This is a genomic window from Streptomyces sp. BBFR51 (assembly GCF_044591655.1).
GTDB lineage: Bacteria > Actinomycetota > Actinomycetes > Streptomycetales > Streptomycetaceae > Streptomyces.
The window spans coordinates 1994797-2019510 of record NZ_CP172448.1; the positions used below are offsets into that span (position 1 = coordinate 1994797).

The 24714-nt window shown below is 70.5% G+C and carries 23 protein-coding genes and 1 rRNA gene; 10 read left to right on the forward strand and 14 right to left on the reverse strand.

Features of this window, described 5'->3' with window-relative positions; all coding sequences use genetic code 11:
* Positions 1 to 152: 152 nt before the first annotated feature.
* A 16S ribosomal RNA gene (locus ACGH7X_RS08995) occupies positions 153 to 1679 on the reverse strand.
* Between the two features lie 512 nt (positions 1680 to 2191).
* Positions 2192 to 2833: a DNA-3-methyladenine glycosylase gene (locus tag ACGH7X_RS09000; protein ID WP_399883364.1), complete on the reverse strand. Its 642-nt coding sequence runs from the start codon at positions 2831 to 2833 to the stop codon at positions 2192 to 2194.
* A gap of 147 nt (positions 2834 to 2980) precedes the next feature.
* On the opposite strand from ACGH7X_RS09000, the gene ACGH7X_RS09005 reads away from it, so the two are divergent.
* The 3 genes from ACGH7X_RS09005 (at position 2981) to ACGH7X_RS09015 (ending at position 5016) form a co-directional block, all read left to right on the forward strand.
* Complete coding sequence (locus ACGH7X_RS09005; RefSeq protein WP_399883366.1) at positions 2981 to 3763, forward strand: sporulation protein; 783 nt, start codon at positions 2981 to 2983, stop codon at positions 3761 to 3763.
* Between the two features lie 50 nt (positions 3764 to 3813).
* A complete protein-coding gene (locus ACGH7X_RS09010; RefSeq protein ID WP_399883368.1) occupies positions 3814 to 4353 on the forward strand; it encodes a YbhB/YbcL family Raf kinase inhibitor-like protein in 540 nt (179 codons plus the stop codon).
* Between the two features lie 156 nt (positions 4354 to 4509).
* Complete coding sequence (locus ACGH7X_RS09015) at positions 4510 to 5016, forward strand: HNH endonuclease (RefSeq protein ID WP_356487720.1); 507 nt, start codon at positions 4510 to 4512, stop codon at positions 5014 to 5016.
* A 139-nt stretch (positions 5017 to 5155) separates the two neighbouring features.
* On the opposite strand, the gene ACGH7X_RS09020 is transcribed toward ACGH7X_RS09015, so the two are convergent.
* From ACGH7X_RS09020 to ACGH7X_RS09030, 3 genes are all read right to left on the reverse strand, one after another.
* Positions 5156 to 6115 carry an SPFH domain-containing protein gene (locus ACGH7X_RS09020; protein WP_399883371.1) on the reverse strand — a complete coding sequence of 320 codons (960 nt, stop codon included), beginning with the start codon at positions 6113 to 6115 and terminating at the stop codon, positions 5156 to 5158.
* A gap of 178 nt (positions 6116 to 6293) precedes the next feature.
* Positions 6294 to 6725, reverse strand: coding sequence for an NfeD family protein (locus ACGH7X_RS09025; protein ID WP_399883373.1), 432 nt, complete (start codon positions 6723 to 6725; stop codon positions 6294 to 6296).
* Positions 6726 to 6779: 54 nt separating this feature from the next.
* A complete protein-coding gene (locus tag ACGH7X_RS09030) occupies positions 6780 to 7577 on the reverse strand; it encodes an ABC transporter ATP-binding protein (RefSeq protein WP_399883375.1) in 798 nt (265 codons plus the stop codon).
* Positions 7578 to 7729: 152 nt separating this feature from the next.
* On the opposite strand from ACGH7X_RS09030, the gene ACGH7X_RS09035 reads away from it, so the two are divergent.
* Positions 7730 to 8509 (forward strand): hypothetical protein, encoded by a 780-nt coding sequence (locus tag ACGH7X_RS09035; RefSeq protein WP_399883377.1) that lies wholly within the window; start codon positions 7730 to 7732, stop codon positions 8507 to 8509.
* A 194-nt stretch (positions 8510 to 8703) separates the two neighbouring features.
* Here the strand turns inward: ACGH7X_RS09035 and chpE are convergent, their stop codons facing one another.
* The 3 genes from chpE to ACGH7X_RS09050 all read right to left on the reverse strand — a co-directional run bounded on the left by chpE (position 8704) and on the right by ACGH7X_RS09050 (position 10930).
* Positions 8704 to 8952 carry a chaplin ChpE gene (gene chpE, locus ACGH7X_RS09040; protein WP_007388332.1) on the reverse strand — a complete coding sequence of 83 codons (249 nt, stop codon included), beginning with the start codon at positions 8950 to 8952 and terminating at the stop codon, positions 8704 to 8706.
* Positions 8953 to 9126: 174 nt separating this feature from the next.
* Entirely contained in the window at positions 9127 to 9768 is a 642-nt protein-coding gene (locus ACGH7X_RS09045; protein WP_399883379.1) for a response regulator, read from the reverse strand.
* A complete protein-coding gene (locus ACGH7X_RS09050; protein WP_399883381.1) occupies positions 9761 to 10930 on the reverse strand; it encodes a GAF domain-containing sensor histidine kinase in 1170 nt (389 codons plus the stop codon). The genes ACGH7X_RS09045 and ACGH7X_RS09050 overlap by 8 nt, the downstream gene beginning before the upstream one ends.
* Before the next feature lie 231 nt (positions 10931 to 11161).
* Between ACGH7X_RS09050 and ACGH7X_RS09055 the strand changes: the two genes are divergently transcribed.
* From ACGH7X_RS09055 to ACGH7X_RS09065, 3 genes are all read left to right on the forward strand, one after another.
* Positions 11162 to 11857, forward strand: coding sequence for an SDR family NAD(P)-dependent oxidoreductase (locus ACGH7X_RS09055; protein ID WP_399883383.1), 696 nt, complete (start codon positions 11162 to 11164; stop codon positions 11855 to 11857).
* The gene (locus ACGH7X_RS09060) at positions 11857 to 12948 is read left to right on the forward strand and encodes an S-adenosylmethionine:tRNA ribosyltransferase-isomerase (protein WP_399883385.1); all 1092 of its coding nucleotides are present in this window, start codon (positions 11857 to 11859) and stop codon (positions 12946 to 12948) included. The genes ACGH7X_RS09055 and ACGH7X_RS09060 overlap by 1 nt, the downstream gene beginning before the upstream one ends.
* 353 nt (positions 12949 to 13301) lie before the next feature.
* Positions 13302 to 14012 (forward strand): transglycosylase SLT domain-containing protein, encoded by a 711-nt coding sequence (locus ACGH7X_RS09065; protein WP_399883387.1) that lies wholly within the window; start codon positions 13302 to 13304, stop codon positions 14010 to 14012.
* Positions 14013 to 14138: 126 nt separating this feature from the next.
* Here the strand turns inward: ACGH7X_RS09065 and ACGH7X_RS09070 are convergent, their stop codons facing one another.
* Complete coding sequence (locus ACGH7X_RS09070) at positions 14139 to 16715, reverse strand: FHA domain-containing protein (RefSeq protein WP_399883389.1); 2577 nt, start codon at positions 16713 to 16715, stop codon at positions 14139 to 14141.
* A 240-nt stretch (positions 16716 to 16955) separates the two neighbouring features.
* Between ACGH7X_RS09070 and ACGH7X_RS09075 the strand changes: the two genes are divergently transcribed.
* Both ACGH7X_RS09075 and serB read left to right on the forward strand, forming a co-directional pair.
* Positions 16956 to 18998 carry a streptophobe family protein gene (locus ACGH7X_RS09075; RefSeq protein ID WP_399883391.1) on the forward strand — a complete coding sequence of 681 codons (2043 nt, stop codon included), beginning with the start codon at positions 16956 to 16958 and terminating at the stop codon, positions 18996 to 18998.
* 734 nt (positions 18999 to 19732) lie between these two features.
* Positions 19733 to 20977 (forward strand): phosphoserine phosphatase SerB, encoded by a 1245-nt coding sequence (serB, locus tag ACGH7X_RS09080; RefSeq protein WP_399883393.1) that lies wholly within the window; start codon positions 19733 to 19735, stop codon positions 20975 to 20977.
* Between the two features lie 105 nt (positions 20978 to 21082).
* Here serB and ACGH7X_RS09085 read toward each other — a convergent pair whose 3' ends face one another.
* From ACGH7X_RS09085 to ACGH7X_RS09100, 4 genes are all read right to left on the reverse strand, one after another.
* On the reverse strand, positions 21083 to 21601 hold the full coding sequence (locus ACGH7X_RS09085; protein WP_399883395.1) for a SixA phosphatase family protein: 519 nt from the start codon (positions 21599 to 21601) through the stop codon (positions 21083 to 21085).
* A 91-nt stretch (positions 21602 to 21692) separates the two neighbouring features.
* Complete coding sequence (locus ACGH7X_RS09090) at positions 21693 to 21899, reverse strand: hypothetical protein (protein WP_399883397.1); 207 nt, start codon at positions 21897 to 21899, stop codon at positions 21693 to 21695.
* A 183-nt stretch (positions 21900 to 22082) separates the two neighbouring features.
* Positions 22083 to 22199 carry an SGM_5486 family transporter-associated protein gene (locus tag ACGH7X_RS09095; RefSeq protein ID WP_384962596.1) on the reverse strand — a complete coding sequence of 39 codons (117 nt, stop codon included), beginning with the start codon at positions 22197 to 22199 and terminating at the stop codon, positions 22083 to 22085.
* Between the two features lie 57 nt (positions 22200 to 22256).
* On the reverse strand, positions 22257 to 23576 hold the full coding sequence (locus tag ACGH7X_RS09100) for a CynX/NimT family MFS transporter (RefSeq protein WP_399883399.1): 1320 nt from the start codon (positions 23574 to 23576) through the stop codon (positions 22257 to 22259).
* 58 nt (positions 23577 to 23634) lie between these two features.
* Here ACGH7X_RS09100 and ACGH7X_RS09105 point away from each other — a divergent pair, with 58 nt between their 5' ends.
* Positions 23635 to 24327, forward strand: coding sequence for a FadR/GntR family transcriptional regulator (locus ACGH7X_RS09105; RefSeq protein ID WP_399883401.1), 693 nt, complete (start codon positions 23635 to 23637; stop codon positions 24325 to 24327).
* Here ACGH7X_RS09105 and ACGH7X_RS09110 read toward each other — a convergent pair.
* Entirely contained in the window at positions 24305 to 24655 is a 351-nt protein-coding gene (locus ACGH7X_RS09110) for a hypothetical protein (RefSeq protein WP_399883403.1), read from the reverse strand. The genes ACGH7X_RS09105 and ACGH7X_RS09110 overlap by 23 nt on opposite strands.
* Positions 24656 to 24714: the final 59 nt, after the last annotated feature.

Here is a 24714-nt window from a genome sequence, read left to right on the forward strand (position 1 = left end):
CAGAAATCACGTTCCACGCCGAAGCAGTACTAGTGATCCTTCAAGTCGATCGTGCCGAGTAGTCAACGTTCCACCCATGAGCAACCAGCATCAGACATGCGCTGATGTACTGGCCTCTGACCAGCCGAAGGCTGGTGAGAAGTGCTCCTTAGAAAGGAGGTGATCCAGCCGCACCTTCCGGTACGGCTACCTTGTTACGACTTCGTCCCAATCGCCAGTCCCACCTTCGACAGCTCCCTCCCACAAGGGGTTGGGCCACCGGCTTCGGGTGTTACCGACTTTCGTGACGTGACGGGCGGTGTGTACAAGGCCCGGGAACGTATTCACCGCAGCAATGCTGATCTGCGATTACTAGCGACTCCGACTTCATGGGGTCGAGTTGCAGACCCCAATCCGAACTGAGACCGGCTTTTTGAGATTCGCTCCACCTTGCGGTATCGCAGCTCATTGTACCGGCCATTGTAGCACGTGTGCAGCCCAAGACATAAGGGGCATGATGACTTGACGTCGTCCCCACCTTCCTCCGAGTTGACCCCGGCGGTCTCCCGTGAGTCCCCAACACCCCGAAGGGCTTGCTGGCAACACGGGACAAGGGTTGCGCTCGTTGCGGGACTTAACCCAACATCTCACGACACGAGCTGACGACAGCCATGCACCACCTGTACACCGACCACAAGGGGGCGCCTGTCTCCAGACGTTTCCGGTGTATGTCAAGCCTTGGTAAGGTTCTTCGCGTTGCGTCGAATTAAGCCACATGCTCCGCCGCTTGTGCGGGCCCCCGTCAATTCCTTTGAGTTTTAGCCTTGCGGCCGTACTCCCCAGGCGGGGCACTTAATGCGTTAGCTGCGGCACGGACAACGTGGAATGTTGCCCACACCTAGTGCCCACCGTTTACGGCGTGGACTACCAGGGTATCTAATCCTGTTCGCTCCCCACGCTTTCGCTCCTCAGCGTCAGTATCGGCCCAGAGATCCGCCTTCGCCACCGGTGTTCCTCCTGATATCTGCGCATTTCACCGCTACACCAGGAATTCCGATCTCCCCTACCGAACTCTAGCCTGCCCGTATCGACTGCAGACCCGGGGTTAAGCCCCGGGCTTTCACAACCGACGTGACAAGCCGCCTACGAGCTCTTTACGCCCAATAATTCCGGACAACGCTTGCGCCCTACGTATTACCGCGGCTGCTGGCACGTAGTTAGCCGGCGCTTCTTCTGCAGGTACCGTCACTTTCGCTTCTTCCCTGCTGAAAGAGGTTTACAACCCGAAGGCCGTCATCCCTCACGCGGCGTCGCTGCATCAGGCTTTCGCCCATTGTGCAATATTCCCCACTGCTGCCTCCCGTAGGAGTCTGGGCCGTGTCTCAGTCCCAGTGTGGCCGGTCGCCCTCTCAGGCCGGCTACCCGTCGTCGCCTTGGTGAGCCATTACCTCACCAACAAGCTGATAGGCCGCGGGCTCATCCTGCACCGCCGGAGCTTTCGAACCTCGCAGATGCCCACGAGGGTCAGTATCCGGTATTAGACCCCGTTTCCAGGGCTTGTCCCAGAGTGCAGGGCAGATTGCCCACGTGTTACTCACCCGTTCGCCACTAATCCCCACCGAAGTGGTTCATCGTTCGACTTGCATGTGTTAAGCACGCCGCCAGCGTTCGTCCTGAGCCAGGATCAAACTCTCCGTGAATGCTTTACATCACGGGAGCGGAACAGTCGGAGGAATAATCCGACCGTTCACAGCGTCCTCGCTGTTGTGTTACTTCAAAGGAACCTCAACCCGATCAGAAGAACCGATCAGGTCGGGGTATCAACATATCTGGCGTTGACTTTTGGCACGCTGTTGAGTTCTCAAGGAACGGACGCTTCCTTTGTACTCACCCTCTCGGGCTTTCCTCCGGGCGCTTCCCTTCGGTCTTACGTTTCCGACTCTATCAGATCCTTTTCGATCCGATTCCCTGTCGGCGGGATTTGTCGTAGCCCCGGGCTTTCGCCTGTCGGCCTTTCGACATTCACTACGTTAGCCGATCTCCCCGTGGACTCATAATCGAGTCCCGCGAGTTGAATTCAGGCATGCGAGCACGCCGAATTCGCTCCCGCTGAGGGAAGTCGTAGGTAGTGGGTTGGCCGCTTCCGGCTGCAGGCGATTGCCGTACCCGGGTCAAGCGGCTCGGGCCACGTTACGCGTCTACCAAAGGGGAGTCAACTTCGGCGCCGTCTCGGGACATGCGCACGATATGGGCTGACCGTCGGGTCGTCGGCGACCCAGTAACGCCACGGGGGGACGCCGCCCTCGCCGGCCACGCCGGTGCGCGGTCCGTTGCGTACCCGGTCACCGGGGACGGGGGTGCCGGTCAGGATGCGCAGCGGGGTCTCCTGGGACGTGCAGGCGTCCGTGCCGTTGAGGGCGCGGTCGACGCCCAGGGCGGTGGCGAGGCGGGCCGGTCCTTTGGCCAGTTCCTTGTCATTGCGGGCGGAGAGCCGGCGAGTCCGGGCCAACTCGGTGCCCTCGATGATCTCGCCGGCCCGGAGCAGCACGGCGCTCGCCCTCCCCTCGGGGCCACACACCAGGTTCATGCAGAACCACATGCCGTACGTGAAGTAGACGTACACGTGTCCGGGGGGACCGAACATCACGTCGTTGCGGGGGGTGCGACCGCGATAGGCGTGGGAGCCGGGGTCGTTCTGACCGTCGTAGGCCTCGACCTCCGTCAGGCGGAGGGCGATCGGACCGTCCGGGGTGGTGCGCACCAGGATGCGGCCCAGGAGGTCGGGAGCCACCTCGAGGATGGGGCGGTCGAAGAAATCCCTGGGCAGGGGCGTACGGTCGGGGCTCGCGATCATGCCGTCCGAGCGTAACGCAGCGGGGTCCGCGCGCGGGGGTGGTCAGGGAACGTCCGCCTTGCCAGGGTGTGGGGCGCGGAACCGGCCACGGTCGGATCGCGTTTGTATGGGTCGAGGATCCACACGTAAGCCTGGAGAGGGAGAGACATGGCGTTCAAGAAGCTGCTCGCGAGCCTGGGGGCCGGCGGGGCTTCGGTAGAGACCGTGCTGAGTGAGGTCAACGTCGTTCCGGGGGGTGTCGTCCAGGGCGAGGTGCGGATCCAGGGAGGGTCCGTCGACCAGGAGATCGAGGGGCTGTCGGTCGGGCTCCAGGCCAAGGTCGAGGTGGAGAGCGGTGACCAGGAGTACAAGCAGGACATCGAGTTCACCAAGGTGCGGCTCGGTGGTGCCTTCGAGCTGAAGGCCGGTGTCGTGCACGCGGTGCCCTTCGGGCTGGAGATCCCGTGGGAGACGCCGATCACCACGATCGACGGGCAGTCGCTGCGCGGGATGAACATCGGCGTCACCACGGAGCTGGAGATCGCGCGCGCCGTGGACTCCGGTGACCTGGACGCGATCAGCGTGCACCCGCTGCCGGCGCAGAAGGCGATCCTGGACGCGTTCATCCAGCTGGGCTTCCGCTTCAAGAACGCGGACATGGAGCGCGGTCACATCCGGGGTACGCGGCAGAAGCTGCCCTTCTACCAGGAGATCGAGTTCTACCCGCCGCAGCAGTACCGCGGGCTGAACCAGGTCGAGCTGAGCTTCGTGGCCGACGCGCAGGCGATGGACGTCATCCTGGAGATGGACAAGAAGCCGGGGCTGTTCAGCGAGGGCAGCGACACGTTCCGCTCCTTCAAGGTGGGGCTGAACGACTACCAGGGCACCGACTGGACGGCGTACCTCAACCAGTGGCTGTCGGAGGTCGGCAGCAAGCGCAACTGGTTCTAGGGGATCTAGGCTCGGTCATCTCTGCACCAGACCATTCAGGAGGTACCGAGGTGACCGAGCTGAAGCGGCGTCCGCTCCCCCATGACTTCCACCCGCCCGTGCCGTCGTTCACCGTCACGAGTGACGACATCCCGGAGGGCGGCACGCTCAAGGACGCTCAGGTCCACGCGGCCGGCAACACCTCTCCGCACCTGCGGTGGGAGGGCGCTCCCGCCGAGACCAAGAGCTTCGCCGTGACGTGCTACGACCCGGACGCCCCGACGGGCAGCGGGTTCTGGCACTGGGTGGTGTTCGACATCCCGGCCTCGGTGACCGAGCTGCCGGCGGGCGCGGGCAGCGGCACGTTCGAGGGGTTGCCGAAGGGTGCCGTACAGGCGCGCAACGATTACGGCACCAAGGACTTCGGCGGTGCCGCGCCGCCGGCCGGGGACGGCCCGCACCGGTATGTGTTCACGGTGTACGCCGTGGACCAGGAAAAGCTCGGTCCTGATGCGGACGGCACCCCCGCGTTCGTCGGTTTCAACCTGCGGTTCCACACGATCGGGCGGGCCCAGCTGATCGGTGAGTACGAGGTGCCCGCCGACAGCTGACTCGGCTGAGCGTTCATGGAACGTTTGCCCGCCCCTGGTCTTGGAATGGATCAGGGGCGGGCATCTTTATATTGCGTTGTCCATCTCGGCGTGCCCGGCCAGAGTTGATCCCAGCCCGCCAGGGGGTGGGCCGGTGCGCACGGGAGGTGGGCTGGTATGCGGGACACGCTGGTGCTGAACGCGAGCTTCGAGCCGTTGTCGACGGTGACGTTGAATCGAGCCGTCGTTCTGGTGCTTCAGGACAAAGCCGTCGTCGAGCAGGCCCACCCCTCGCTGCGGATGCGTGGAGCCGCGCTCGACATACCCGCGCCCCGGGTGATCAGGCTGTGCCAATACGTACGGGTGCCGTTTCGAAGACGCGCCCCGTGGTCGAGGCGGGGGGTGCTCGTCCGGGACCGGCACCGGTGCGCGTACTGCGGGCGGCGGGCGACGACCGTCGACCACGTGGTGCCGCGCTCGCACGGCGGTCAGGACACCTGGCTGAACACGGTGGCCTCGTGTGCTCAGGACAATCACCGCAAGGCGAACCGGACGCCGGAGCAGGCGGGGATGCCGTTGCTGCGGGAGCCGTTCGAGCCGACTCCTGCCGATGCGATGTTGCTGGCGCTGGCCCGGGACGACTTCGCCGCGTTGCCGGAGTGGTTGGTGTTGGACGCGGCGTGAATGTGCGCCGTCGAGGTTGAGGTGCGTCGCTGACTGCGGGTGCGCTGTGGCTTGTCGCGCCCACGCGGCGGAGCCGCATGTCGATACAGCCCCGCGCCCTTTTCGGGCGCGGGGGTTCCCCGGCGTCGACAAGTACTCGCTAGTCGATCGACGGCTTCTCGCGGCGTTCCTGGGCGGGGACGCCGGCGCCGCCGTTGCCGCCGCCGCTGCCCGAACCGCCGCCCATGCCGCCGAAGTTGCCCATGGCGCCGGAGAGGCCCTTGAGGGCGTCGCCGATTTCGCTGGGGACGATCCAGAGCTTGTTGGCATCGCCCTCGGCGATCTTCGGGAGCATCTGGAGGTACTGGTAGGAGAGCAGCTTCTGGTCCGGGTCGCCGGCGTGGATGGCCTCGAAGACCGTGCGGACGGCCTGGGCCTCGCCCTCGGCGCGCAGGGCGGCGGCCTTGGCCTCACCTTCGGCGCGCAGGATCTGGGACTGCTTCTCGCCCTCGGCGCGCAGGATCTCGGACTGCCGGACACCCTCGGCCTGGAGGATCGCGGCGCGCTTGTCGCGGTCGGCGCGCATCTGCTTCTCCATCGAGTCCTGGATGGAGGTGGGCGGTTCGATGGCCTTGAGCTCGACGCGGTTGACGCGGATGCCCCACTTGCCGGTGGCCTCGTCGAGGACGCCGCGCAGGGCCGCGTTGATCTCCTCGCGGGAGGTCAGGGTCCGCTCCAGGTCCATGCCGCCGATGATGTTGCGCAGGGTGGTGACGGTGAGCTGCTCGATGGCCTGGATGTAGCTGGCGACCTCGTAGGTCGCGGCGCGTGCGTCGGTCACCTGGTAGTAGATGACGGTGTCGATGTTGACGACCAGGTTGTCCTGGGTGATGACCGGCTGCGGCGGGAAGGGGACGACCTGTTCGCGCAGGTCGATGCGGTTGCGGATGGTGTCGATGAACGGGACCACGATGTTGAGGCCCGCGTTGAGTGTCCGCGTGTAGCGGCCGAAGCGCTCGACGATGGCGGCGCTGGCCTGTGGGATGACCTGGATGGTCTTGATCAGGGCGATGAAGACCAACACCACCAGGATGATCAAGACGATGATGACCGGTTCCATCGTGGTTGTCCGTCCCCTTCTCCGCCTCGGCGCTCCGGCAGATCCTATTGGCCAGGTCCTGTTGACCTGACTGACCCTGACTACTGCTGATCTTACGGCTGTTGAGGATCTTGCTGGTCGAGTCTGACAGACCGTCGCACGACTCGGGGGGCCTTCGGGCCACTTGTGCACGGCGAGGTCACATGACGATCGCCGTGGCCCCCTCGATGTCCACGACGTCGACTTCCTCGCCCGCCTCGAAGGCACGCCCGGTGTCCAGGGCGCGTGCCGACCAGGTCTCCCCGGCGAGTTTGATCCGGCCGCCCGAGCCGTCCACCCGCTCCAGGACGACGGCCTGTCTGCCCTTCAGGGCGTCCACGCCCGTGGCCAGTTGAGGCTGTTGGGAGCGGTGCCGGGCGGCGATGGGCCGCACGACGGCGATGAGGGCGACCGAGACGATGACGAAGACGAGGACCTGGACGACGAGGTTCGCGCCCAGCCCGGAGGCGACGGCGGCGGCGACCGCGCCGACGGCGAACATCCCGAACTCCGGCATCGCGGTCACGACGAGCGGGATTCCGAGCGCTGCCGCGGCGACGAGCCACCACACCCATGCGTCGATGTCGTTCACATGGTCATGGTAGGTCCGCGGGGCATGCCGGGGACAGGGCGCACGGGGGGCGGCTCAGGACAGTGGGAGCCCCTGGGCGGTCCAACGGTCGCCGTTCTGCTCGACGACGAGCGGGAGTCCGAAGCAGAGGGACAGGTTGCGGGAGGTGAGTTCGAGCTCCAGCGGGCCCGCGGCCATGACCTTGCCCTGACGGATCATCAGGACGTGGGTGAAGCCGGGGGCGATCTCCTCGACGTGGTGGGTGACCATGATCATGGAGGGTGCGATCGGGTCGCGGGCGAGCCGGCCGAGACGGCGGACGAGGTCCTCGCGGCCGCCGAGGTCGAGTCCCGCGGCCGGCTCGTCGAGGAGCAGCAGCTCGGGGTCGGTCATCAGGGCGCGGGCGATCAGCGTGCGCTTGCGCTCGCCCTCGGAGAGGGTGCCGAACCTGCGGTCCAGGAACTCGGTCATGCCGAGGCGGTCGAGGAAGGCGCGGGCGCGCTGCTCGTCGACGGCCTCGTACTCCTCCTGCCAGCCGGCGGTCATGCCGTACGCGGCGGTCAGCACGGTCTGCAGGACGGTCTGGCGCTTGGGCAGCTTGTCGGCCATGGCGATGCCCGCGACGCCGATGCGCGGGCGCAGCTCGAAGACGTCGGTGCCGGGCCTGCCGAGCGTCTCGCCGAGGATGGTGGCGGTGCCGTTGCTGGGGTAGAGGTAGCTGGACGCGACATTGAGGAGGGTGGTCTTGCCGGCGCCGTTGGGGCCGAGGATGACCCAGCGCTCGCCCTCCTTGACCGACCAGGAGACCTGGTCCACGAGAGCCCGGCCCTCACGGATCACGGATACGTCCTGAAGTTCCAGAACATCGCTCATGAGCGCGTTGTCTCCCCTTGCATTGTGGCCGGTCTCGGCTGTCGCGTACGCCTGTGGCTCGGGCCGCCGCGCCGGTGGGCGCAGGCCCTCCAGGAAATCTACGCCACCGGTCGGCTTCACCGTTCCATCGGTCCGGTCCTTAGGGTGTAGGCATGCTCTCGGAACCACGCGCAGGGCGCCTTGCCGCCTGGGGAAATGCCCTTATTGCCGGAATGGTCTCGCCGGATGACGCCGCGGTCGCGATCGTCGGCGAGGACGCCGTGCACCGGGTGGAGGGGCTGCCCGGCGAATCGACGCCGGTCGGTCTCACGCTGGCGCTGGGGCGGCTGCGGGCGCTCGGGGCGAGTGGGCTACGGGTCGCGCTGCCCGCGCCGGGGCATCCGCTGGGGCTGAGCGGGCCGCCGGACTTCAACGCGCGGGCGCTGGAGGCCGAGGAGGCGGTGATCTGCCACGGTGCCGCGCTCGGGCTGGTGCCGGAGGTGCACGAGGCGGGGCCCGAGGGTGATGTGCATGTCGAGGTCGTCTGGCGCTGCCTGCCGGTGCGGGAGGCTCCGCCGGCGGATGTGCCCTCGCTCGGGGAGGCGGAGCGGGAGTTGGCGGAGGCGTTGCGGGACGCGACGGAGGTGCTGACGCGGCTCGACGTCGCCGGGTCGGGGTCGGTGGCGGAGGCGGCGGTCGCGGCGTACCGGGCGCGGGCGGAGCGTGGGCGGGAGGTGCTCGCGCCGGGGTATCCGCCGCGGGCGGTGCGGGTGCTGGAGCTGGCGCAGCGGGTGGGGGTGTTGGTGACGCTGGCGTCCGAGAACGGGCACGGGGGTGCGGTGAGCGCGTCGGAGATGGTGGCGCGGGGGGATGCGTTGCGGCCGGTGGAGCGGACGGCTCGGCGGGCGCTGGTAGCGGCGTACAACTCCGTTGTGGTGGAGCGGGGGCGGTGACGGTGCCGTCTCTTGGAGTCTGCCCGGAGTGGGTGCGGGGGCGGGCGGGGGGCACTGCTCGGCGCTGACGAGGTGCCTCCCCCAGTGCCTGAACGGCCTGGGAGGTACCCCCATCGCCCACCCGTGCCGCCCCAGCGGCACGACTGCCCGCTGCTGGGGCGAGACCGAGGGGGCGGCGTTGGGGGCGGCCTGCGTCAGTGGTTGACGCCCAGGTTGCCGAAGGCCGGGTTCAGGACGCCGATGACGTTGACGCTGTTGCCGACGGCGTTGACCGGGATGTGGATCGGCGCCTGGACCAGGTTGCCGGAGACGACGCCCGGGGAGCCGATGGCCTCGCCGTGGGCGTGGGAGCCGCCGTCAGTGGCCGAGGCCATGCCCGCGCCGGCGGCGATCAGTCCGCCGGCCACCATCGTCACGGCCGCTGCCTTCTTCAGGTTCTTCACTTACAAGCCCTCCTTGCGATCGCCGCGGCAGTCGCCGCGGCACGCACTGGAGAACGGCCGTGCCCCTCGAAGGATGCGCCATTTGGGGGACATTCCCACGACGGTATGAATCTCCGACCGGAAGGGAACCCTCCGAGTTGCCGTCGCGTACCGGCCCTTGGAGGCCGTCCGCCGTCAGCCGGCCACTCCGTGGCGTACGGCCCACAGCGCGGCCTGGGTGCGGTCCGCGAGGTCGAGTTTCATGAGGATGTTCGAGACGTGGGTCTTCACGGTCTTCTCGGAGAGCACCAGGGCACGGGCGATCTCCCGGTTGGAGCGGCCGTCGGCTATCAGGCCCAGCACTTCCCGCTCCCGCTCCGTGAGGGATCCCGCCCTGCCGGGACCGGAGTTGCTCTCCTCCTGGCTCAGCAGGGCGCCCGCGACCTCGGGCTGGAGCAGGATGTGGCCGGCGTGGACGGAGCGGATGGCGCCCGCCAGCGCGTCGGGGTCGACGTCCTTGTAGACGTAACCGGCCGCGCCCGCCCGGAGGGCCGGGACCACGGTGCGCTGCTCGGTGAAGCTGGTGACGATCAGCACGCGCGCGTGGTTGTCCAGCTCGCGGAGCCTGCGCAGCGCGTCGACGCCGTCCATGCCCGGCATCTTGACGTCCATGAGGATCACGTCGGGTTTCAGTTCCTCCGCGCGGTCGACGCCCTCGGCTCCGTCGGCCGCCTCCCCCACCACCTCGATGTCCTCCTGGACCTCCAGGAATGTGCGCAGGCCCCGGCGGACCACTTGGTGGTCGTCGACGAGCAGCACCCTGATTGCGTCAGCCACCGGGGACCTCCATCTCGATCGTGGTGCCCTTGCCGGGCTCGGACCGCACGTGCAGCCTGCCCCCGGTGCCGTTGGCCCGGTCACGCATCGAGACCAGGCCCAGATGACGTCCCGCACGGCGCACCGTGCGCGGGTCGAAGCCGCTGCCGTCGTCGGTGACGCGCAGGACGGTCGCGGTGCCGTGCCGGTGCAGGGTCACGTCGACGTGTTCCGCCGCGGAGTGGCGCAGGGCGTTGTGCAGGGCCTCCTGGGCGACGCGCAACATCGCCTCCTCCTGGGCGGCGGGCAGGGCCTTGACCCCGTGGCCGGCGAAGGTCACGCGCGCGGCGTGGGCGCGGTCGAGGACCTGGATCTGGGTGCGCAGGGTGGCGACGAGGCCGTCCTCCTCCAGGGCGGCGGGGCGCAGCTCCACGACCGCTGCGCGCAGCTCGTCGGCGGCCTCCGCGGCGAGCGTGGCGACCTGGTGCAGCTCGCCCTTGGCGCGGCCCGGGTCGCGGTCGACCAGGGCGGTGGCGGCCTGGGCGGTCAGGCGCAGGGAGAACAGCTTCTGGCTGACCGCGTCGTGCAGCTCGTGGGCGAGGCGGGAACGCTCCTCGGCGATGGTCAGCTCGCGGCTGCGTTCGTACAGGCGCGCGTTGGTGAGGGCGATCGCGGCGTGCTGGGCGAGGATGCCGAGCAGTTCCTCGTCGTCCTGTGTGAAGCCGCAGGTGCCCTCGGGCTTGGGGCACGGGGGGTGTCCCCCCACAGGGCGCAGTTTGTTCGCCAGGAAGAGGGCGCCGATGACCTCGTCGCCGTCGCGGATCGGCAGGCCCAGGAAGTCGACGAGGTCCGGGTGGGCGGAGGGCCAGCCGCCGAAGCGGGGGTCCGTGCGGACGTCGGCGAGGCGCTCGGGGGTGGCCTCGTGGAGCATCGCGGCGAGGATGCCGTGCTGGCGCGGCAGGGGGCCGATGGCCTTCCACTGCTCGTCGCTGACGCCGTCGACCACGAACTGGGCGAAGCCGCCGTGGTCGTCGGGGACGCCGAGTGCCGCGTACTGCGCGTCGAGCAGCTCGCGGGCCGAGGCGACGATCGTCTTGAGGACGTCGCGCACCTCGAGGTGCCTGCTCATGGCCAGCAGCGCGGAACTCACCGCGGCGAGGCCGGACCGGGGGCCGTGACTCATGTCCTCACGGTACCGGCGGGGGGTGACAGCGGGGATCGGGCCTGTGGCCGCCGTCGCCTAGGGCGGTGGGACTAGGACCGAGGTCTAGGACCGGGGTCCCGCCCGTCGGGCCTAGGGCGAAGGGCCCTGCCCGGTTGGGGCCCGTGCCCGAGGCGACCGCTGGGGCCCGGTTCCTACGTTGAGGATCACGCCGGACCGATCGGGCGGCGGGGACGACGAAGGGGACGTGTCATGCCGGTTGCGATCATCACTGGGGCGTCGAAGGGGCTGGGCCGGGCGCTCGCCGAGGCCCTGGCGGCACGGGGCTGGGACCTGGTGCTGGACGCCAGGAACCCCGAGGTGCTCAAGGAGACGGCGGCGGCGCTGGAGGCGTACGGCACGCGGGTGGCGGCGTTGCCGGGGGATGTCACCGACTCCTGGCACCGGACGGGGCTGGTGACGGAGGCCAGGCGCCTGGGCGGGGTGGACCTGCTGGTCAGCAACGCGAGCGCGCTGGGCGCCGAGCCGCTGGTGCGGCTCGAGGAGCTGCCCCTGGACGGGCTGCGGCGGGCCCTGGAGGTGAATCTCGTGGCCGCGCTGGGTCTGGTCCAGGAGGCGCTGCCGTCGCTGCGGGTGGCGCCCGCGGGCGCCGTGGTGACGGTCAGCTCGGACGCGGCCGCCGAGGCGTACGAGACGTGGGGCGGCTACGGGGCGTCCAAGGCGGCCCTGGACCAGTTGGCGGCGGTGCTGGGCGCCGAGGAGCCGGGACTGCGGGTGTGGGCGGTCGATCCGGGTGACATGGCGACGGATCTGTACGCCGCGGCCGTACCGGACGACGACGATCCGCGGCCGGATCCGGTGAGTGTCGTGCCGGCGCTCCTGCGGCTGCTGGACGAACGGCCGGCGAGCGGGCGCTACGGGGCGCCGGCGCTGCTGGAGGCGCGCTGATGTCGCTGGCGCTGAGGGTTCCGGAGGAGTTGTCGGCCCGGGTGCCGGCCGAGCAGCGGGGGCCGGACCTGGACCGGGACGACGTACGGCTGCTGGTGTCGCGCGGTACCGAGGTGTCGCACCACGGTTTCCGGGAGCTGCCGGGGCTGCTGCGGGCCGGTGATCTGCTGGTGGTCAACACGTCCGCCACGCTGGCCGCCGCCGTCGACGGCCGGGTCGGGCACGCGCGCGTGGTGGTGCACTTCTCCACGCGGGGGGACGACGGCCGGTGGGCGGTGGAGCTGCGGGAACCGGACGGGAGGGGCACCACGCGCGCGCGTGCGGGAGTAGAGGGCGACGGGCTTGCGCCGGGGCGTGGTGGGAGGCGGGCGGCCGGGCCGGAGGGGACGGAGGTGTGGCTGCCGGGCGGTGCGCGGCTGGTGCTGGAGGAGCCGTTGAGCTCGCGCGGGCAGCGGTTGTGGTGGGCGCGGGTGTCGGGGGCGGAGGTGCCCGAGGTGCTCCGCGAGCACGGGCGGCCCATTCGCTACTCCTATACGGAGCGGGATCAGCCGCTGTCCGTCTACCAGACGGTGTTCGCGCTGCCGTCGGGGGACGGGACGGGCAGCGCGGAGATGCCGAGCGCGGCGCGGCCCTTCACGGCGCGGCTGGTGGCGGAGCTGGTGAGCCGTGGGGTGCAGTTCGCTCCGGTGACGCTGCACACGGGGGTGGCTTCGGCGGAGTCGCACGAGCCGCCCTATCCGGAGCGGTTCGCCGTGCCGGAGACGTCGGCGCGGCTGATCAACGCGGTCGGTGCCGGTGACGGGCGGGTGGTGGCGGTGGGGACGACGGCCGTGCGGGCGGTGGAGTCGGCGGCCGGTGCCGACGGGGTCGTACGGGCTCGGGCGGGGTGGACCGATCTGGTCGTGACCCCGGAGCGCGGGGTGCGGGTGGTGGACGGGCTGCTGACGGGGCTGCACGAGCCCGAGGCCTCGCATCTGCTGATGCTGGAGGCGGTGGCGGGACCGGCGGCGATCGACCGCGGGTACGACGCGGCGGTGCGCGGGCGCTACCTGTGGCACGAGTTCGGGGACGTCCATCTCCTCCTGCCGTAGGAGAGGGGCGCGCAGGCCCTCACACACTGCATTGCTCCAGCAACCAACTGTGAGAAACGTGGGGGGTTGATGTGAGCCCGCGCATAGGGCGCACGTCACGTACGAAGGGGAGTAGGAGAACGACTCGTCCGTTTTGAGCGGGGCAGATGGTCCAGTCTGCCCCGTTTCGCCCTTCCCTGATCCACTACCTCGGATCGTACGTCACACCTTTGCCTCCGGATTTTGCGGCCGCTAACAATGGCTCTCGTCGCTCAGCGCCGTGGATTTCCCTCCGCGGCGTTTGTGCCGGAAGCACCAACTGTCCCCACCGGACGAGAGCGACCTCCGCGCTATCCGAAGAGGTCTATCCCGCCATGCTCAAGAACATCCTTACCCGTGGTCGCAGTCGTTCCCTGAACCGCACCCAGAAGGCCGCGATAGCCGGTGTCGGCACGCTCGGCGCCGCCGCCGTCGCCCTCACCGCCGTCCCGGCCAGCGGCCAGACGACCACGAGCGAGGCCGCTCCCACGGCCAAGGTGGCGTACAGCGCCAAGCAGATCCAGGACGTGCACGCCGGCGTGACCGGCCAGCTCGCCGGTGCCAGCCAGAAGGTCGCCGCCATCGAGGCGAAGAAGGAGGCGGCCACCAAGACCGCCGACAAGAAGTCCGCCGCCGAGAAGGCCACGGCCAAGCGCGCGGCCGAGAAGACCACGAGCCGCTCGACGGAGCGCACCGAGGTCAAGAAGGCCGCGAAGAAGAGCTACTCCAACAACCTCGACGGCTGGATCCGCGAGGCCCGGGACATCATGAAGAAGCACGACATCCCGGGTACCTACGACGGCATCCACCGCAACATCATTCGGGAGTCCTCCGGCAACCCGAAGGCCATCAACGACTGGGACATCAACGCCATCAACGGCATCCCGTCGAAGGGCCTGCTCCAGGTCATCCCGCCGACGTTCAAGGCCTACCACGTGCCCGGTACGTCCTGGAACATCTACGACCCGGTCGCCAACATCGCCGCCGCGTGCAACTACGCCGCGGACAAGTACGGCACCATGGACAACGTCGACAGCGCGTACTGAGGTCGGCGCGGACCTCTTCACGCCGACGCCGAAGCGGGCGCCGACGCCCAGCCGAACGCCGAAGGGCGGCACCATCCTGACGGGGTGCCGCCCTTCGGTGGCCTTCGGTGGCCTTCGGGTCACGGGCTACTTGCGCATGACCTCGGGCTCGTGGCGGCGCAGGAAGCGGGCCACGAAGAAGCCGCAGATCACGCCGAGGACGATCAGCGCGGCCATGTCCATGCCCCAGGCGCCGACGGTGTGCTCCCACAGCGGGTCCGTCTCGGCGCCCTTCTCGGGCGGGCTGATCTTGTTGAAGTCCAGCGTGGCACCCGCCGCGGCGACCGCCCAGCGCGAGGGCATCAGGTACGAGAACTGGTTGACGCCGACCGCGCCGTTCAGCGCGAAGAGGCAGCCGGTGAAGACGACCTGGATGATCGCGAACATCACCAGCAGCGGCATGGTCTTCTCGGCGGTCTTCACCAGCGACGAGATGACCAGGCCGAACATCATCGAGGTGAAGCCAAGGGCCATGATCGGCAGGGACAGCTCGACGAGCGTCATGCCCCCGAGGACCAGCCCCTCCTCCGGGATCTCCCGGGTGGCGAAGCCGATCACGCCGACCAGCAGGCCCTGGAACACCGTGATCAGGCCGAGCACGAAGACCTTGGACATCAGGTACGCGGACCGCGACAGGCCGGTCGCGCGCTCCCGCTCGTAGATCACCCGTTCCTTGATCAGCTCACGGACCGAGTTCGCGGCGCCGGCGAAGCAGGCGCCGACCGCGAGGATCAGCAGGACCGTGGTCGCGGTGCCGTTGGGGATGATCCGGCCGGTCTGCGGGTTCGCGGGGTTGGGCAGCAGGCCCTTGTCCGCGTCGATGAGCAGGCTCACCGCGCCCAGCACGGCCGGCAGGATCACCATCAGGGCCAGGAAGCCCTTGTCGGAGGCGATCACCGACGTGTAGCGCCGCACCAGCGTGACGAACTGGGACATCCAGCCCTGCGGTTTCGGCGGCCGCATCGCCTGCATCGGCGGTACCTGTACGGACTGCGGCGCGACGGCGTCGAGGTCCGCGGCGTACATCTGGTAGTGCTGCGAGCCCTTCCAGCGGCCCGCCCAGTCGTAGTCGCGGTAGTTCTCGAAGGCGGAGAAGACGTCGGCCCAGGTGTCGTAGCCGAAGAAGTTCAGCGCCTCCTCCGGCGGGCCGAAGTAGGCCACCGAACCGCCCGGCGCCATCACCAGCAGCTTGTCGCAGGTCGCCAGCTCGGCCACCGAGTGGGTGACGACGAGGACGGTGCGGCCGTCGTCGGCGAGGCCGCGCAGCAGCTGCATGACGTCACGGTCCATGCCCGGGTCGAGACCGGAGGTCGGCTCGTCCAGGAAGATCAGCGACGGCTTGGTGAGCAGCTCCAGCGCCACGGACACGCGCTTGCGCTGGCCGCCGGACAGGGACGTGACCTTCTTGTCCTTGTGGATGTCCAGCTTCAGCTCGCGCAGCACCTCGTCGATGCGGGCGTCGCGCTCGGCGGCCGTGGTGTCGGCCGGGAAGCGGAGCTTCGCCGCGTACTTGAGCGCCTTCTTTACGGTCAGCTCCTTGTGCAGGATGTCGTCCTGCGGGACCAGACCGATGCGCTGGCGCAGCTCGGCGAACTGCTTGTACAGGTTCCGGTTGTCGTAGAGGACCTCGCCCTGGTCGGCGGGCCGGTAGCCGGTGAGCGCCTTGAGCAGGGTCGACTTGCCGGAACCGGACGGGCCGATGACCGCGATCAGCGACTTCTCGGGGACGCCGAAGGAGACGTCCTTGAGGATCTGCTTGCCGCCGTCGACCGTGACGGTCAGGTGCCGGGCGGAGAAGGAGACCTCACCGGTGTCGACGAACTCCTCGAGCCGGTCGCCGACGATCCGGAACGTCGAGTGGCCGACGCCCACGATGTCGGTCGGGCCGAGCAGCTGGGAGCCGCCCTTGGCGATCGGCTGACCGTTGACGTACGTGCCGTTGTGCGAGCCCAGGTCGCGGATCTCCATGCGCCCGTCGGGCGTGGAGTGGAACTCCGCGTGGTTGCGGGAGACCTGGAGGTCGGAGACGACCAGCTCGTTCTCCAGCGCACGGCCGATGCGCATCACCCGGCCGAGCGAGAACTGGTGGAACGTGGTCGGGCTGCGGTCCCCGTAGACCGGTGGCGCCCCCGCCGCGCCGCCGGGTCCCTGCTGCTGGGGGAAGTGCGGCGCGGCCTGCTGCGGCTGCTGCTGCTGCTGCCAGCCGGCCTGCTGGGCCTGGTGCTGCTGCCCGTACTGCCCAGCCTGCTGCGGCGGGGCCTGTTGCTGCGGCGGCTCCTGCGCCGGCGCCTGCTGGGCCCAGCCCGCGTTCGCGCTCTGCGCGGCGTACGGCTGCTGCTGCGGCTGGGCCTGCGGCGTGCCGACGGCGGCCTGGGCCGCGGTCAGGTTCACGCGCGGTCCGTCGGTCGCGTTGCCGAGGTTCAGCACCGTGCCGGCGCCGAGCTCCATCTGCTGGACGCGCTGTCCGTGCACGAACGTGCCGTTGGTGCTGCCGTGATCCTCGACGACCCAACTGCGGCCGTTGAAACTGATCGTGGCATGCCGCCAGGAGACCCTGGCGTCGTCGTAAACAAGCTCCCCCTGCGGATCGCGTCCGAGCGCGTATGACCGGGACGGATCGAGCGTCCAGGTCCGTCCATTGGATTCCAGTACGAGTTCCGGCACTCCATGCCCCACTGAGTTGTCCCCCGATGTACCCCCGTCGCGGGGAGTCTAGGGATGTCGAACATCGGGGGGAACTATTTCAGGCTCGGGCCCCTGACCGAAAGTCGGGCCTTGTGAAAAGTGCGTAGGCACCCACCGGCCGTTCCCGTTGACGGGGTTGAAACCTGCCCGGAGAGTGGTATTCCACGCGAGGGGGACATGCGCGGCAACCTGGCCGCGCAGCGGATCGGGGGGTCTGCCATGAGCGCGTCCACGAGCGTCGGATCCGAGGGGTACGGCACCAGGGTGCCGTGGGGTGACGTACTGCTGTCCGCGATCGCCTCCGTGAGCTGGGCGTTGATCGGCATGGCGGGTACGGCGGCGCTCGGCCTGCATCTGCTGGGCGCGGACGCGGCGGGCTCGCTCGGGCCGATGACCGCGGCGGTAGTGGCGCTCGGGGCGGGTGGTTCGGTCACGCCGGCCGGGGATGTGTCCGCGTTCGGGCTGGAAGAGGCGCAGGCGCATACCGCCATCGAGATCACGCCACTGGGGGTGGGCCTGGTCGGTGCGCTGCTCCTGTCCTTCTTCTTCCTGCGTTCCCTGCGGGCGGCCGGAGTTGTCGTCTCCCCCGCCGAACTCCTCGCGCGCGCGGGCGCGGTGGTCGCCCTGTTCGTGGCGATGACGGGCGGCCTGGCGTGGGCGGGTCACGACGTCATCACGATCGACGGCGGTGCCCTCGGGCTCGACGACCTGCCCGGCGGGGGTGGCGGCGGCGGTCTGGAGATTCCGGGGCTCGGTGACGTGGGCGACATCGGCGGGCTGCTGCCCGACCGGGTCGGTGACCTCGTCGACGCACGGGCCGCCGTCGGGTTCACCGTCGACACCGCGCCGACGCTGCTGGGCGGGCTGGCCTGGTCCGCCGGGGTGCTGCTGATCGCGCTGCTGGCCTCGCGCCGCACGCCGCTGCCGCGCGGGTGCGAGGCCGTGCACCGGGTGGTGCGGCCGGCCGTGTCCGCCCTCGTCACGGTGGCGCTGACGGCGGTCGTGGCCGGACTCGCGGCGGCGGCCTACGCGGCGATCGGCGACGACCACCCCCGGCGTATCGCGGGGGCGGCGCTGCTGGGCGCGCCGAACGGGGTGTGGCTCGGCGTGCCGATCGGTCTGTTCGTGCCGTGGGACGGGCGCGCCACCGGTGAGCTGGTGCGGGTGCTCCCGGCTCCGCTGGACGACCTGCTGAGCGCGGGCGCCGAGGAGCCGGTCACGCTGGGGCGGCTCGCGGAGCTGGACGGGCGGGTGTGGCTGCTGGGGGTGGCCGCGGCGCTGATGATGCTGCTGGCCGGGGTGCTGACGGCGGTACGGACGCCCGTGGCGCCCGGTGAGGCGCGTTCCCTCGCCTTCGCCGGGCGCTGTGCGCTGCGGCTGGGCGTGGCCACCGCGCTGTTGCTGCCGCTGCTGGCCCGGCTCACGGAGGTGTCCGTGGACGCCTCCCTGTCCGTGCTCGGCATCGACGCCTTCGGCGCGGGCATCGACCTGCGCGGACACCTCGGCGCGGCTCTGCTGCTGGGTGCCGTCTGGGGCGCGGGTGCGGGGGCCGCGGGGGCGCTGCTGGCGCGGGCGAGTGGGGCGGCGGGGGTGCGGGCGACGGGGGTGGCACGGGGTGCCGGGACGGCGGAGGTGAGGCTGGGTGCGGGTGAGGTGGGCCGGGGCGACGCGGGTGCGGGCGACCCGCCGGTCGCGGGGCCGCCGCCCTCGGGCCCCTACTGGCCGGGCACCCCGCACCGGCCGGCCAACCCGGACACCAATCCCTACCTGAGGCTGCGGGAGGGGCCGGAGTCGGAGTCGGGTCCAGGTCCGGCGCCCGCTCCGGGGGAACCCGAGGATGCGCGGCCCGCGGGGGCGCACACCCCGCCCGCGCGCGATGCCGGGTGGCTGTCGGGAGGCGGGCGTACGGCGTCAGGGACGCGGCCGCCCGGCGGCGCGGGGCAGGGACAGGGGCAAGGGCAAGAGCAACGGCAGAAGCCCGACGGATCAACGCAGCGGGAAGAGGGCGGCGCGGGCCGTTGGGACCGTGGTCCCGGGCAGCAAGGCGACGAGGCAGGTCAGGAGGGCGACGGGGCGGATCGCCCGCCCGACGACGACGTGTACGGCGCCCCCACGGTAGCCGGGCCGCTCGTGCCGCCGGGAGGCCCGCGCCGGCCTCCTCGGCCGGGGGAACGGCCGCCGTCCCGTCGCTGGGACGAGGGCCCACCGCCGCCGCCTCCCCCACCTCCCGCGCCGCCTCGGCGGCCCAGGGACGGGCAGTGAAGGACTCCGGCGCCTGAGGACGTACTCCGCAACCACCACACCCGGAGGACGAACGCCAACACCACACCACACGGACACGAGCCGGGGCGACCCAATGAACCACCCACCCCCGCCTCCCGCACCACCACGGCGCCCAGGGACACGCAGCGAAAAGCTCCGGCCCCCTAGGACGCACCCCGCAACCACCACACCCGGAGGACGAACGCCGACACCACACACACGGACACGAGCCGGGGACTGCCCGATGGCCGGCCGATGACCGGCTCCGGGCGCCCCGGGCTGGTGCGACGACCACGGAGACTCCCACCGGAACGACGACCGCTCCGGGCCCCGCTGCGGGCAGCCTGCCGCACCATGTGGCGCACGGCCTAACGGGCGGTGCGGCCAGGGCCCGCAACCGGGCCCCTGGCGGGCAGCGCCGCGGCCGACCACTCCCGCGCCCTCAACCGTCACCGCGCGTGCCCTGCACCCCGGAACCCTGTCCCACCGCCCGCCCGGGCGATGCAGCCAAGGCCAGCAACCGAACCCCTGGCCGGCAGCACAGCGGGCGCCCCGGGCCCTCGGCCGTCCCCGCGCGCGTGCCCTGCGCCCCCGAGCCCTGTCCCCCGCCCGCCATCGCCCGCCCGGGCGCGGAGTCCCCGGCCCCGCCCCACTCCCCCGCCTCCCGTGCGTCGTGTCCGTCAGGCGGACCTCAGGGGCGGGAGGCACCGGGTGCCGGATACGGTTGGAGCACCATGAGCGCTTCGCAGACCTCTGACGTTCCCACGCTTCTCGTCAAGATCTTCGGCAAGGACCGACCGGGCATCACGGCCGGCCTGTTCGACACCCTCGCCGCCTACTCCGTCGACGTCGTCGACATCGAGCAGGTCGTCACCCGTGGCCGGATCGTGCTGTGCGCGCTCGTGACCGAGCCGCCCCGTGGTCTGGAGGGCGATCTGCGGGCGACCGTCCACAGCTGGGCGGAGTCCCTGAAGCTGCAGGCGGAGATCATCTCCGGCATCGGCGACAACCGGCCGCGCGGTTTCGGCCGCTCCCTGGTCACGGTGCTCGGGCACCCGCTCACCGCGGAGGCGACCGCCGCCATAGCGGCCCGGATCACCGAGTCCGGCAGCAACATCGACCGCATTTTCCGGCTGGCCAAGTACCCGGTGACCGCCGTCGAGTTCGCGGTGTCCGGCGTGGAGACCGAACCGCTGCGCACGACGCTGGCCACCGAGGCCGCGGCGCTCGGCGTGGACATCGCGGTCGTCGCGGCGGGGCTGCACCGGCGGGCGCAGCGCCTGGTCGTGATGGACGTGGACTCCACGCTGATCCAGGACGAGGTCATCGAGCTGTTCGCCGCGCACGCCGGCTGCGAGGACAAGGTCGCCGAGGTGACGGCGGCCGCGATGCGCGGGGAGCTGGACTTCGAGCAGTCGCTGCACGCGCGCGTGGCGCTGCTGGCGGGGCTGGACGCGTCGGTGGTGGAGAAGGTGCGCGCCGAGGTGCGGCTGACGCCGGGTGCCCGCACCCTGATCCGCACGCTGAAGCGGCTCGGCTACCAGGTGGGGGTCGTCTCCGGCGGCTTCACCCAGGTCACCGACGCGCTGCAGGAGCGGCTGGGGCTGGACTTCGCCCAGGCCAACACACTGGAGATCGTCGACGGCAGGCTGACCGGCCGGGTCACCGGGGAGATCGTGGACCGGGCGGGCAAGGCGCGGCTGCTGCGCCGGTTCGCCGCCGAGGCGGGCGTACCGCTGTCGCAGACGGTGGCGATCGGCGACGGCGCCAACGACCTGGACATGCTGAACGCGGCCGGGCTCGGTGTCGCCTTCAACGCCAAGCCGGTGGTGCGCGAGGCCGCGCACACCGCGGTGAACGTGCCCTTCCTCGACACGGTGCTGTATCTGCTGGGCATCACCCGCGAGGAGGTCGAGGCCGCGGACACCCTGGAAGAGGGTCTCGGCGAGAGCCTCGGCCTGCCCCTCGACCGGCTCTGATCCGGCGGGCGAGCCTCCGGCGGGCGGGCGGGCATTCGGCGCGGCGGGCCCCGCACGAGGAGGGCCCGGACCGCGAGGGTGCCGGGCCCTGTCACGTGGGGACGGTCAGTCGGTCGGCGCCCAGTAGTCGACCAGGGAGGCCCTGCCGGGCTCCACGTCCTTCCAGGCGCCCGTGAAGGTCAGGACGGCGAAGGCGGCGGTCGGGAAGCCCCGGCCGCCCATCCGTTCGCGCGCCTCGTCCTCCGCCGAACCGGCCAGGATCTCGGTCAGTCCCTCCATGCCGGGGTTGTGGCCGATCACCAGCACGTTCCGCAGGTCGTCGGGGGTCTCGTTGAGCACGGCGATCAGCTCGCCGGGCGAGGCCTCGTAGATCCGCTCCTCATAGACGGTTTTCGGCCGGTGCGGGAACTCCTGGACGGCGAGCTTCCAGGTCTCACGGGTCCGGGTCGAGGTGGAGCACAGGGCCTGGTCGAAGGGCACGCCGGTATCCGCCAGCCGGCGTCCGGCCTCTGCGGCGTCCTTGCGGCCCCGGTCGGCGAGCGGCCGCTCGTGGTCGGTCACCTGTGGCCAGTCGGCTTTCGCATGCCGGAAGAGAACAATCCTGCGGGGTTCTGCGACGCTCATGGCATCCAGCTTCGCATGAAACAGGCCATGGGGCTCAGGGAGTTGACATGCGGATTCACGCGTGACGCGCGTCGTGGGCTCCGGTCCGGGCTCAGCGCGCGGTCAGCTGCTCCACGCGCTCCAGGAGGTGGGCGATCGCGGGCTGCTCCGCGGCCGCGTGGGCGTCGGCGGGATTGAGTATCAGCAGGAGCAGCGCGACGAAGGCGAGCACGGGCAGGGCGAGGGCCCACCAGGGGAGCCGGATGTCGACGCCGCCGTGGGTCGCCTGGGGAGGCCGGGTGTGGGAACTGGCCGACATGAGTGCCTCCGCTGGTCTTCGGGCGTCCCTGGTCCGTGCTGAGCGGCCCGCCTGTCGCGGGCACATCTCGAAGCTACGGAATCCGCGGGCTCCAACCCATCCGGAGGTCCACCCACTTCACCCTGACCCTCGCCCCCTAGGGGATGGGGGGTTAACCCCACCATCCGGCCGACGGGGAGGGTGTCACGGCGAGGCGATCGTCGCGATGACGCCGATGATCACGAAGATCACGAGGAAGGAGCCGAAGACGATCAGCATCTTCTTCTGGCCGTGCTGGGGATTCGGGTCGAGGACTGGCATACGGCAAGTCTCGCATCCGTCGTCCGGGCCGGGCCCGGCGGGCCGCCGACAGGGGGGTCAGCCGGCCGCTTCCTCCTCGACCGTGCGATCGCGCCCCGCCATGATGCCCACCACGATCTGCGGCACCATCAACGCGCTCATCAGTGCGATCGGCAGGCCCCAGCCGCCGCTGTGCTGGTAGAGCACGCCCACCAGCAGCGGGCCCGGGATGGAGATCAGGTAGCCGGTGCTCTGGGCGAAGGCGGAAAGCTGGGCGACGCCCGCTCCCGTCCTGGCCCGCATCCCGACCATGGTCAGCGCGAGCGGGAAGGCGCAGTTCGAGACGCCGAGCAGCAGGGCCCAGGCCCACGCGCCGCCGACCGGGGCGAAGTACAGACCGGCGTATCCGGCGAGTCCGCACAGGCCCAGGACCAGCACGATCGGGCCCTGGTGCGGCAGGCGGGTCGCCACCCGCGGGATGACGAAGGCGAGCGGCACGCCCATCACCATGATGACGGCGAGCAGCAGCCCGGCGGTGCCGGCGGACACGCCCGAGTCGCGGAAGATCTGCGCCATCCACCCCATCGTGATGTACGCGGCGGTGGCCTGGAGGCCGAAGAAGACGGCGAGCGCCCAGGCCGTACGGCTGCGGGTGATCCGCAGCGGGGGCTGTTCGGCGGTCCGCCCGGTGGTCTGCCCGGTCTGCTCGGCCTGCTGCCGCGGCGACGGCGTGGACGGTGCCTTCCGGTCCCGTACGAAGGGGATCCACGACACGATGGCCACGGCCGGCAGCACGGCCCAGACCGCGAGGCCCGGCTGCCAGTGGCCGCCCAGCGCGTTGGTCACGGGCACGGTCGCCGCGGCGGCGACGGAGGTGCCGAAGGCGAGGGCCATCGAGTACAGGCCGGTCATGGAGCCGACCCGGTCGGGGAAGTAGCGCTTGACGATGACCGGCATCAGGACGTTGCTGACCGCGATGCCCATCAGCGCGAGGGCGGTGGCGGCCAGGAAGCCGGCGGTGCCCCCGGCGTACGGGCGTATCAGCAGGCCGGCGGTGATGGCGACCATGCCCGCGCAGACCACCGCGCCGGGTCCGAAGCGGCGGGCCAGCCGGGGGGCGGTGACCCCGAAGACGGCGAAGCAGAGCGGGGGCACGGAGGTGAGCAGTCCTGCGATGCTGCCGCTCATGCCGAGCCCGTCGCGGACCTCTTCCAGGAGGGCGCCCAGGCTGGTGATGGCGGGGCGCAGGTTGACCGCGGCGAGGACGATCCCGAGCAGGAGCAGGCGGGTGGTCCACGTCGTCCACGCGCGCGTGCCGGGCGCCTCGCCGGGTGTCTCGCGCGTCCCGCTGTCCCCGCTGTCCGTACGTGTCTCCGTCCGGGTTTCGTCACTAGCCATGAGACCCATCATAGAATCATGGGATGATTGATTGTCCACTCGCGTGCGAAGGTGAGCCATGCCCCTGAGCCATCCCCGTCGTTCGGCGCTGTCCGAGCAGGTCATCGCGGCGTTGCGGCAGCAGATCGCCTCGGGCGAGTGGCCGGTCGGCTCCCGCATCCCCACCGAGCCCGAACTGGTCGAGCAGCTCGGCGTCGCGCGGAACACGGTCCGTGAGGCGGTCCGCGCGCTGGCGCACAACGGTCTGCTGGACATCCGGCAGGGCTCGGGCACGTACGTCGTGGCGACCAGCGAGCTGGCGGGCGTGATGCAGCGCCGTTTCGCCGACGCCGACCCCCGCCACGTCGCCGAGCTGCGTTCCACGCTGGAGTCGGCCGCCGCCCGGCTCGCCGCCGAGCGGCGCACGGAGAAGGACCTCAAGCAGCTGGACGCGCTGATGGTGCGCCGCGAGGAGGCCTGGCAGACGGGTGACACGGAGGCGTTCGTGACGGCGGACGCGACCTTCCACCTGGCCGTCGTGGCCGCTTCGCACAACGACGTGATGACCGCGATGTACGCGGACCTGGGCGAGGTGATGCGGGACTGGCTGCGCGGGGACGTCGGCAGCGAGCTGACGCCCGAGACCCACATGGACCACACCGGGCTGGTCGACGCGATCCGCGCGGGGGACGCCGAAACGGCGGGGTCGGAGGCCGCGGGCTACCCGTTCCTGTGCCGCCCCGGCCGGGTCAGCCGCCCCTCCGGTGGCTGACCCACGCCGCCCCGACCTCCTTCCAGCACCGGCCGTCCAGCCGTACGGTCTGCGCGGGCCCGGCCTCGACCGCCGTACCGTCGCTGTCGATGTCCCACCAGCGGACGCACTCGACGTGCAGGCGCACGTGGTCGGTCTCCGGGTACGGGTTGTGGCAGTACGCGCTCACGTCGGAGTCGTCGACGCGGACCCGGCACTCGGCGCCGAAGGGCTGTGCCGACGCGGCGTCCCCGGCGGGCACGCGCGCGTGGGACATCGCTTCGTACGGCAGGATCAGCACGCAGCCGAGGGCGAGGGTCGCTGAGGCCAGGCGGGCGAGGGGACGCACAAGGGGACCTCCTCGGCCGCGCTGGGAGGAAAAAAACGTGCACGCAGCACGCACCTCAG

Coding starts and splice junctions, on each gene's coding strand:
- ACGH7X_RS09000 (WP_399883364.1), bottom strand. CDS start 2,833: ATGATCGCGAGCCCCGACCGTACGCCCCTGCCCAGGGATTTCTTCGAC.
- ACGH7X_RS09005 (WP_399883366.1), top strand. CDS start 2,981: ATGGCGTTCAAGAAGCTGCTCGCGAGCCTGGGGGCCGGCGGGGCTTCG.
- ACGH7X_RS09015 (WP_356487720.1), top strand. CDS start 4,510: ATGCGGGACACGCTGGTGCTGAACGCGAGCTTCGAGCCGTTGTCGACG.
- ACGH7X_RS09020 (WP_399883371.1), bottom strand. CDS start 6,115: ATGGAACCGGTCATCATCGTCTTGATCATCCTGGTGGTGTTGGTCTTC.
- ACGH7X_RS09030 (WP_399883375.1), bottom strand. CDS start 7,577: ATGAGCGATGTTCTGGAACTTCAGGACGTATCCGTGATCCGTGAGGGC.
- ACGH7X_RS09035 (WP_399883377.1), top strand. CDS start 7,730: ATGCTCTCGGAACCACGCGCAGGGCGCCTTGCCGCCTGGGGAAATGCC.
- ACGH7X_RS09050 (WP_399883381.1), bottom strand. CDS start 10,930: ATGAGTCACGGCCCCCGGTCCGGCCTCGCCGCGGTGAGTTCCGCGCTG.
- ACGH7X_RS09055 (WP_399883383.1), top strand. CDS start 11,162: ATGCCGGTTGCGATCATCACTGGGGCGTCGAAGGGGCTGGGCCGGGCG.
- ACGH7X_RS09060 (WP_399883385.1), top strand. CDS start 11,857: ATGTCGCTGGCGCTGAGGGTTCCGGAGGAGTTGTCGGCCCGGGTGCCG.
- ACGH7X_RS09065 (WP_399883387.1), top strand. CDS start 13,302: ATGCTCAAGAACATCCTTACCCGTGGTCGCAGTCGTTCCCTGAACCGC.
- ACGH7X_RS09075 (WP_399883391.1), top strand. CDS start 16,956: ATGAGCGCGTCCACGAGCGTCGGATCCGAGGGGTACGGCACCAGGGTG.
- serB (WP_399883393.1), top strand. CDS start 19,733: ATGAGCGCTTCGCAGACCTCTGACGTTCCCACGCTTCTCGTCAAGATC.
- ACGH7X_RS09085 (WP_399883395.1), bottom strand. CDS start 21,601: ATGAGCGTCGCAGAACCCCGCAGGATTGTTCTCTTCCGGCATGCGAAA.
- ACGH7X_RS09090 (WP_399883397.1), bottom strand. CDS start 21,899: ATGTCGGCCAGTTCCCACACCCGGCCTCCCCAGGCGACCCACGGCGGC.
- ACGH7X_RS09095 (WP_384962596.1), bottom strand. CDS start 22,199: ATGCCAGTCCTCGACCCGAATCCCCAGCACGGCCAGAAGAAGATGCTG.
- ACGH7X_RS09100 (WP_399883399.1), bottom strand. CDS start 23,576: ATGGCTAGTGACGAAACCCGGACGGAGACACGTACGGACAGCGGGGAC.
- ACGH7X_RS09105 (WP_399883401.1), top strand. CDS start 23,635: ATGCCCCTGAGCCATCCCCGTCGTTCGGCGCTGTCCGAGCAGGTCATC.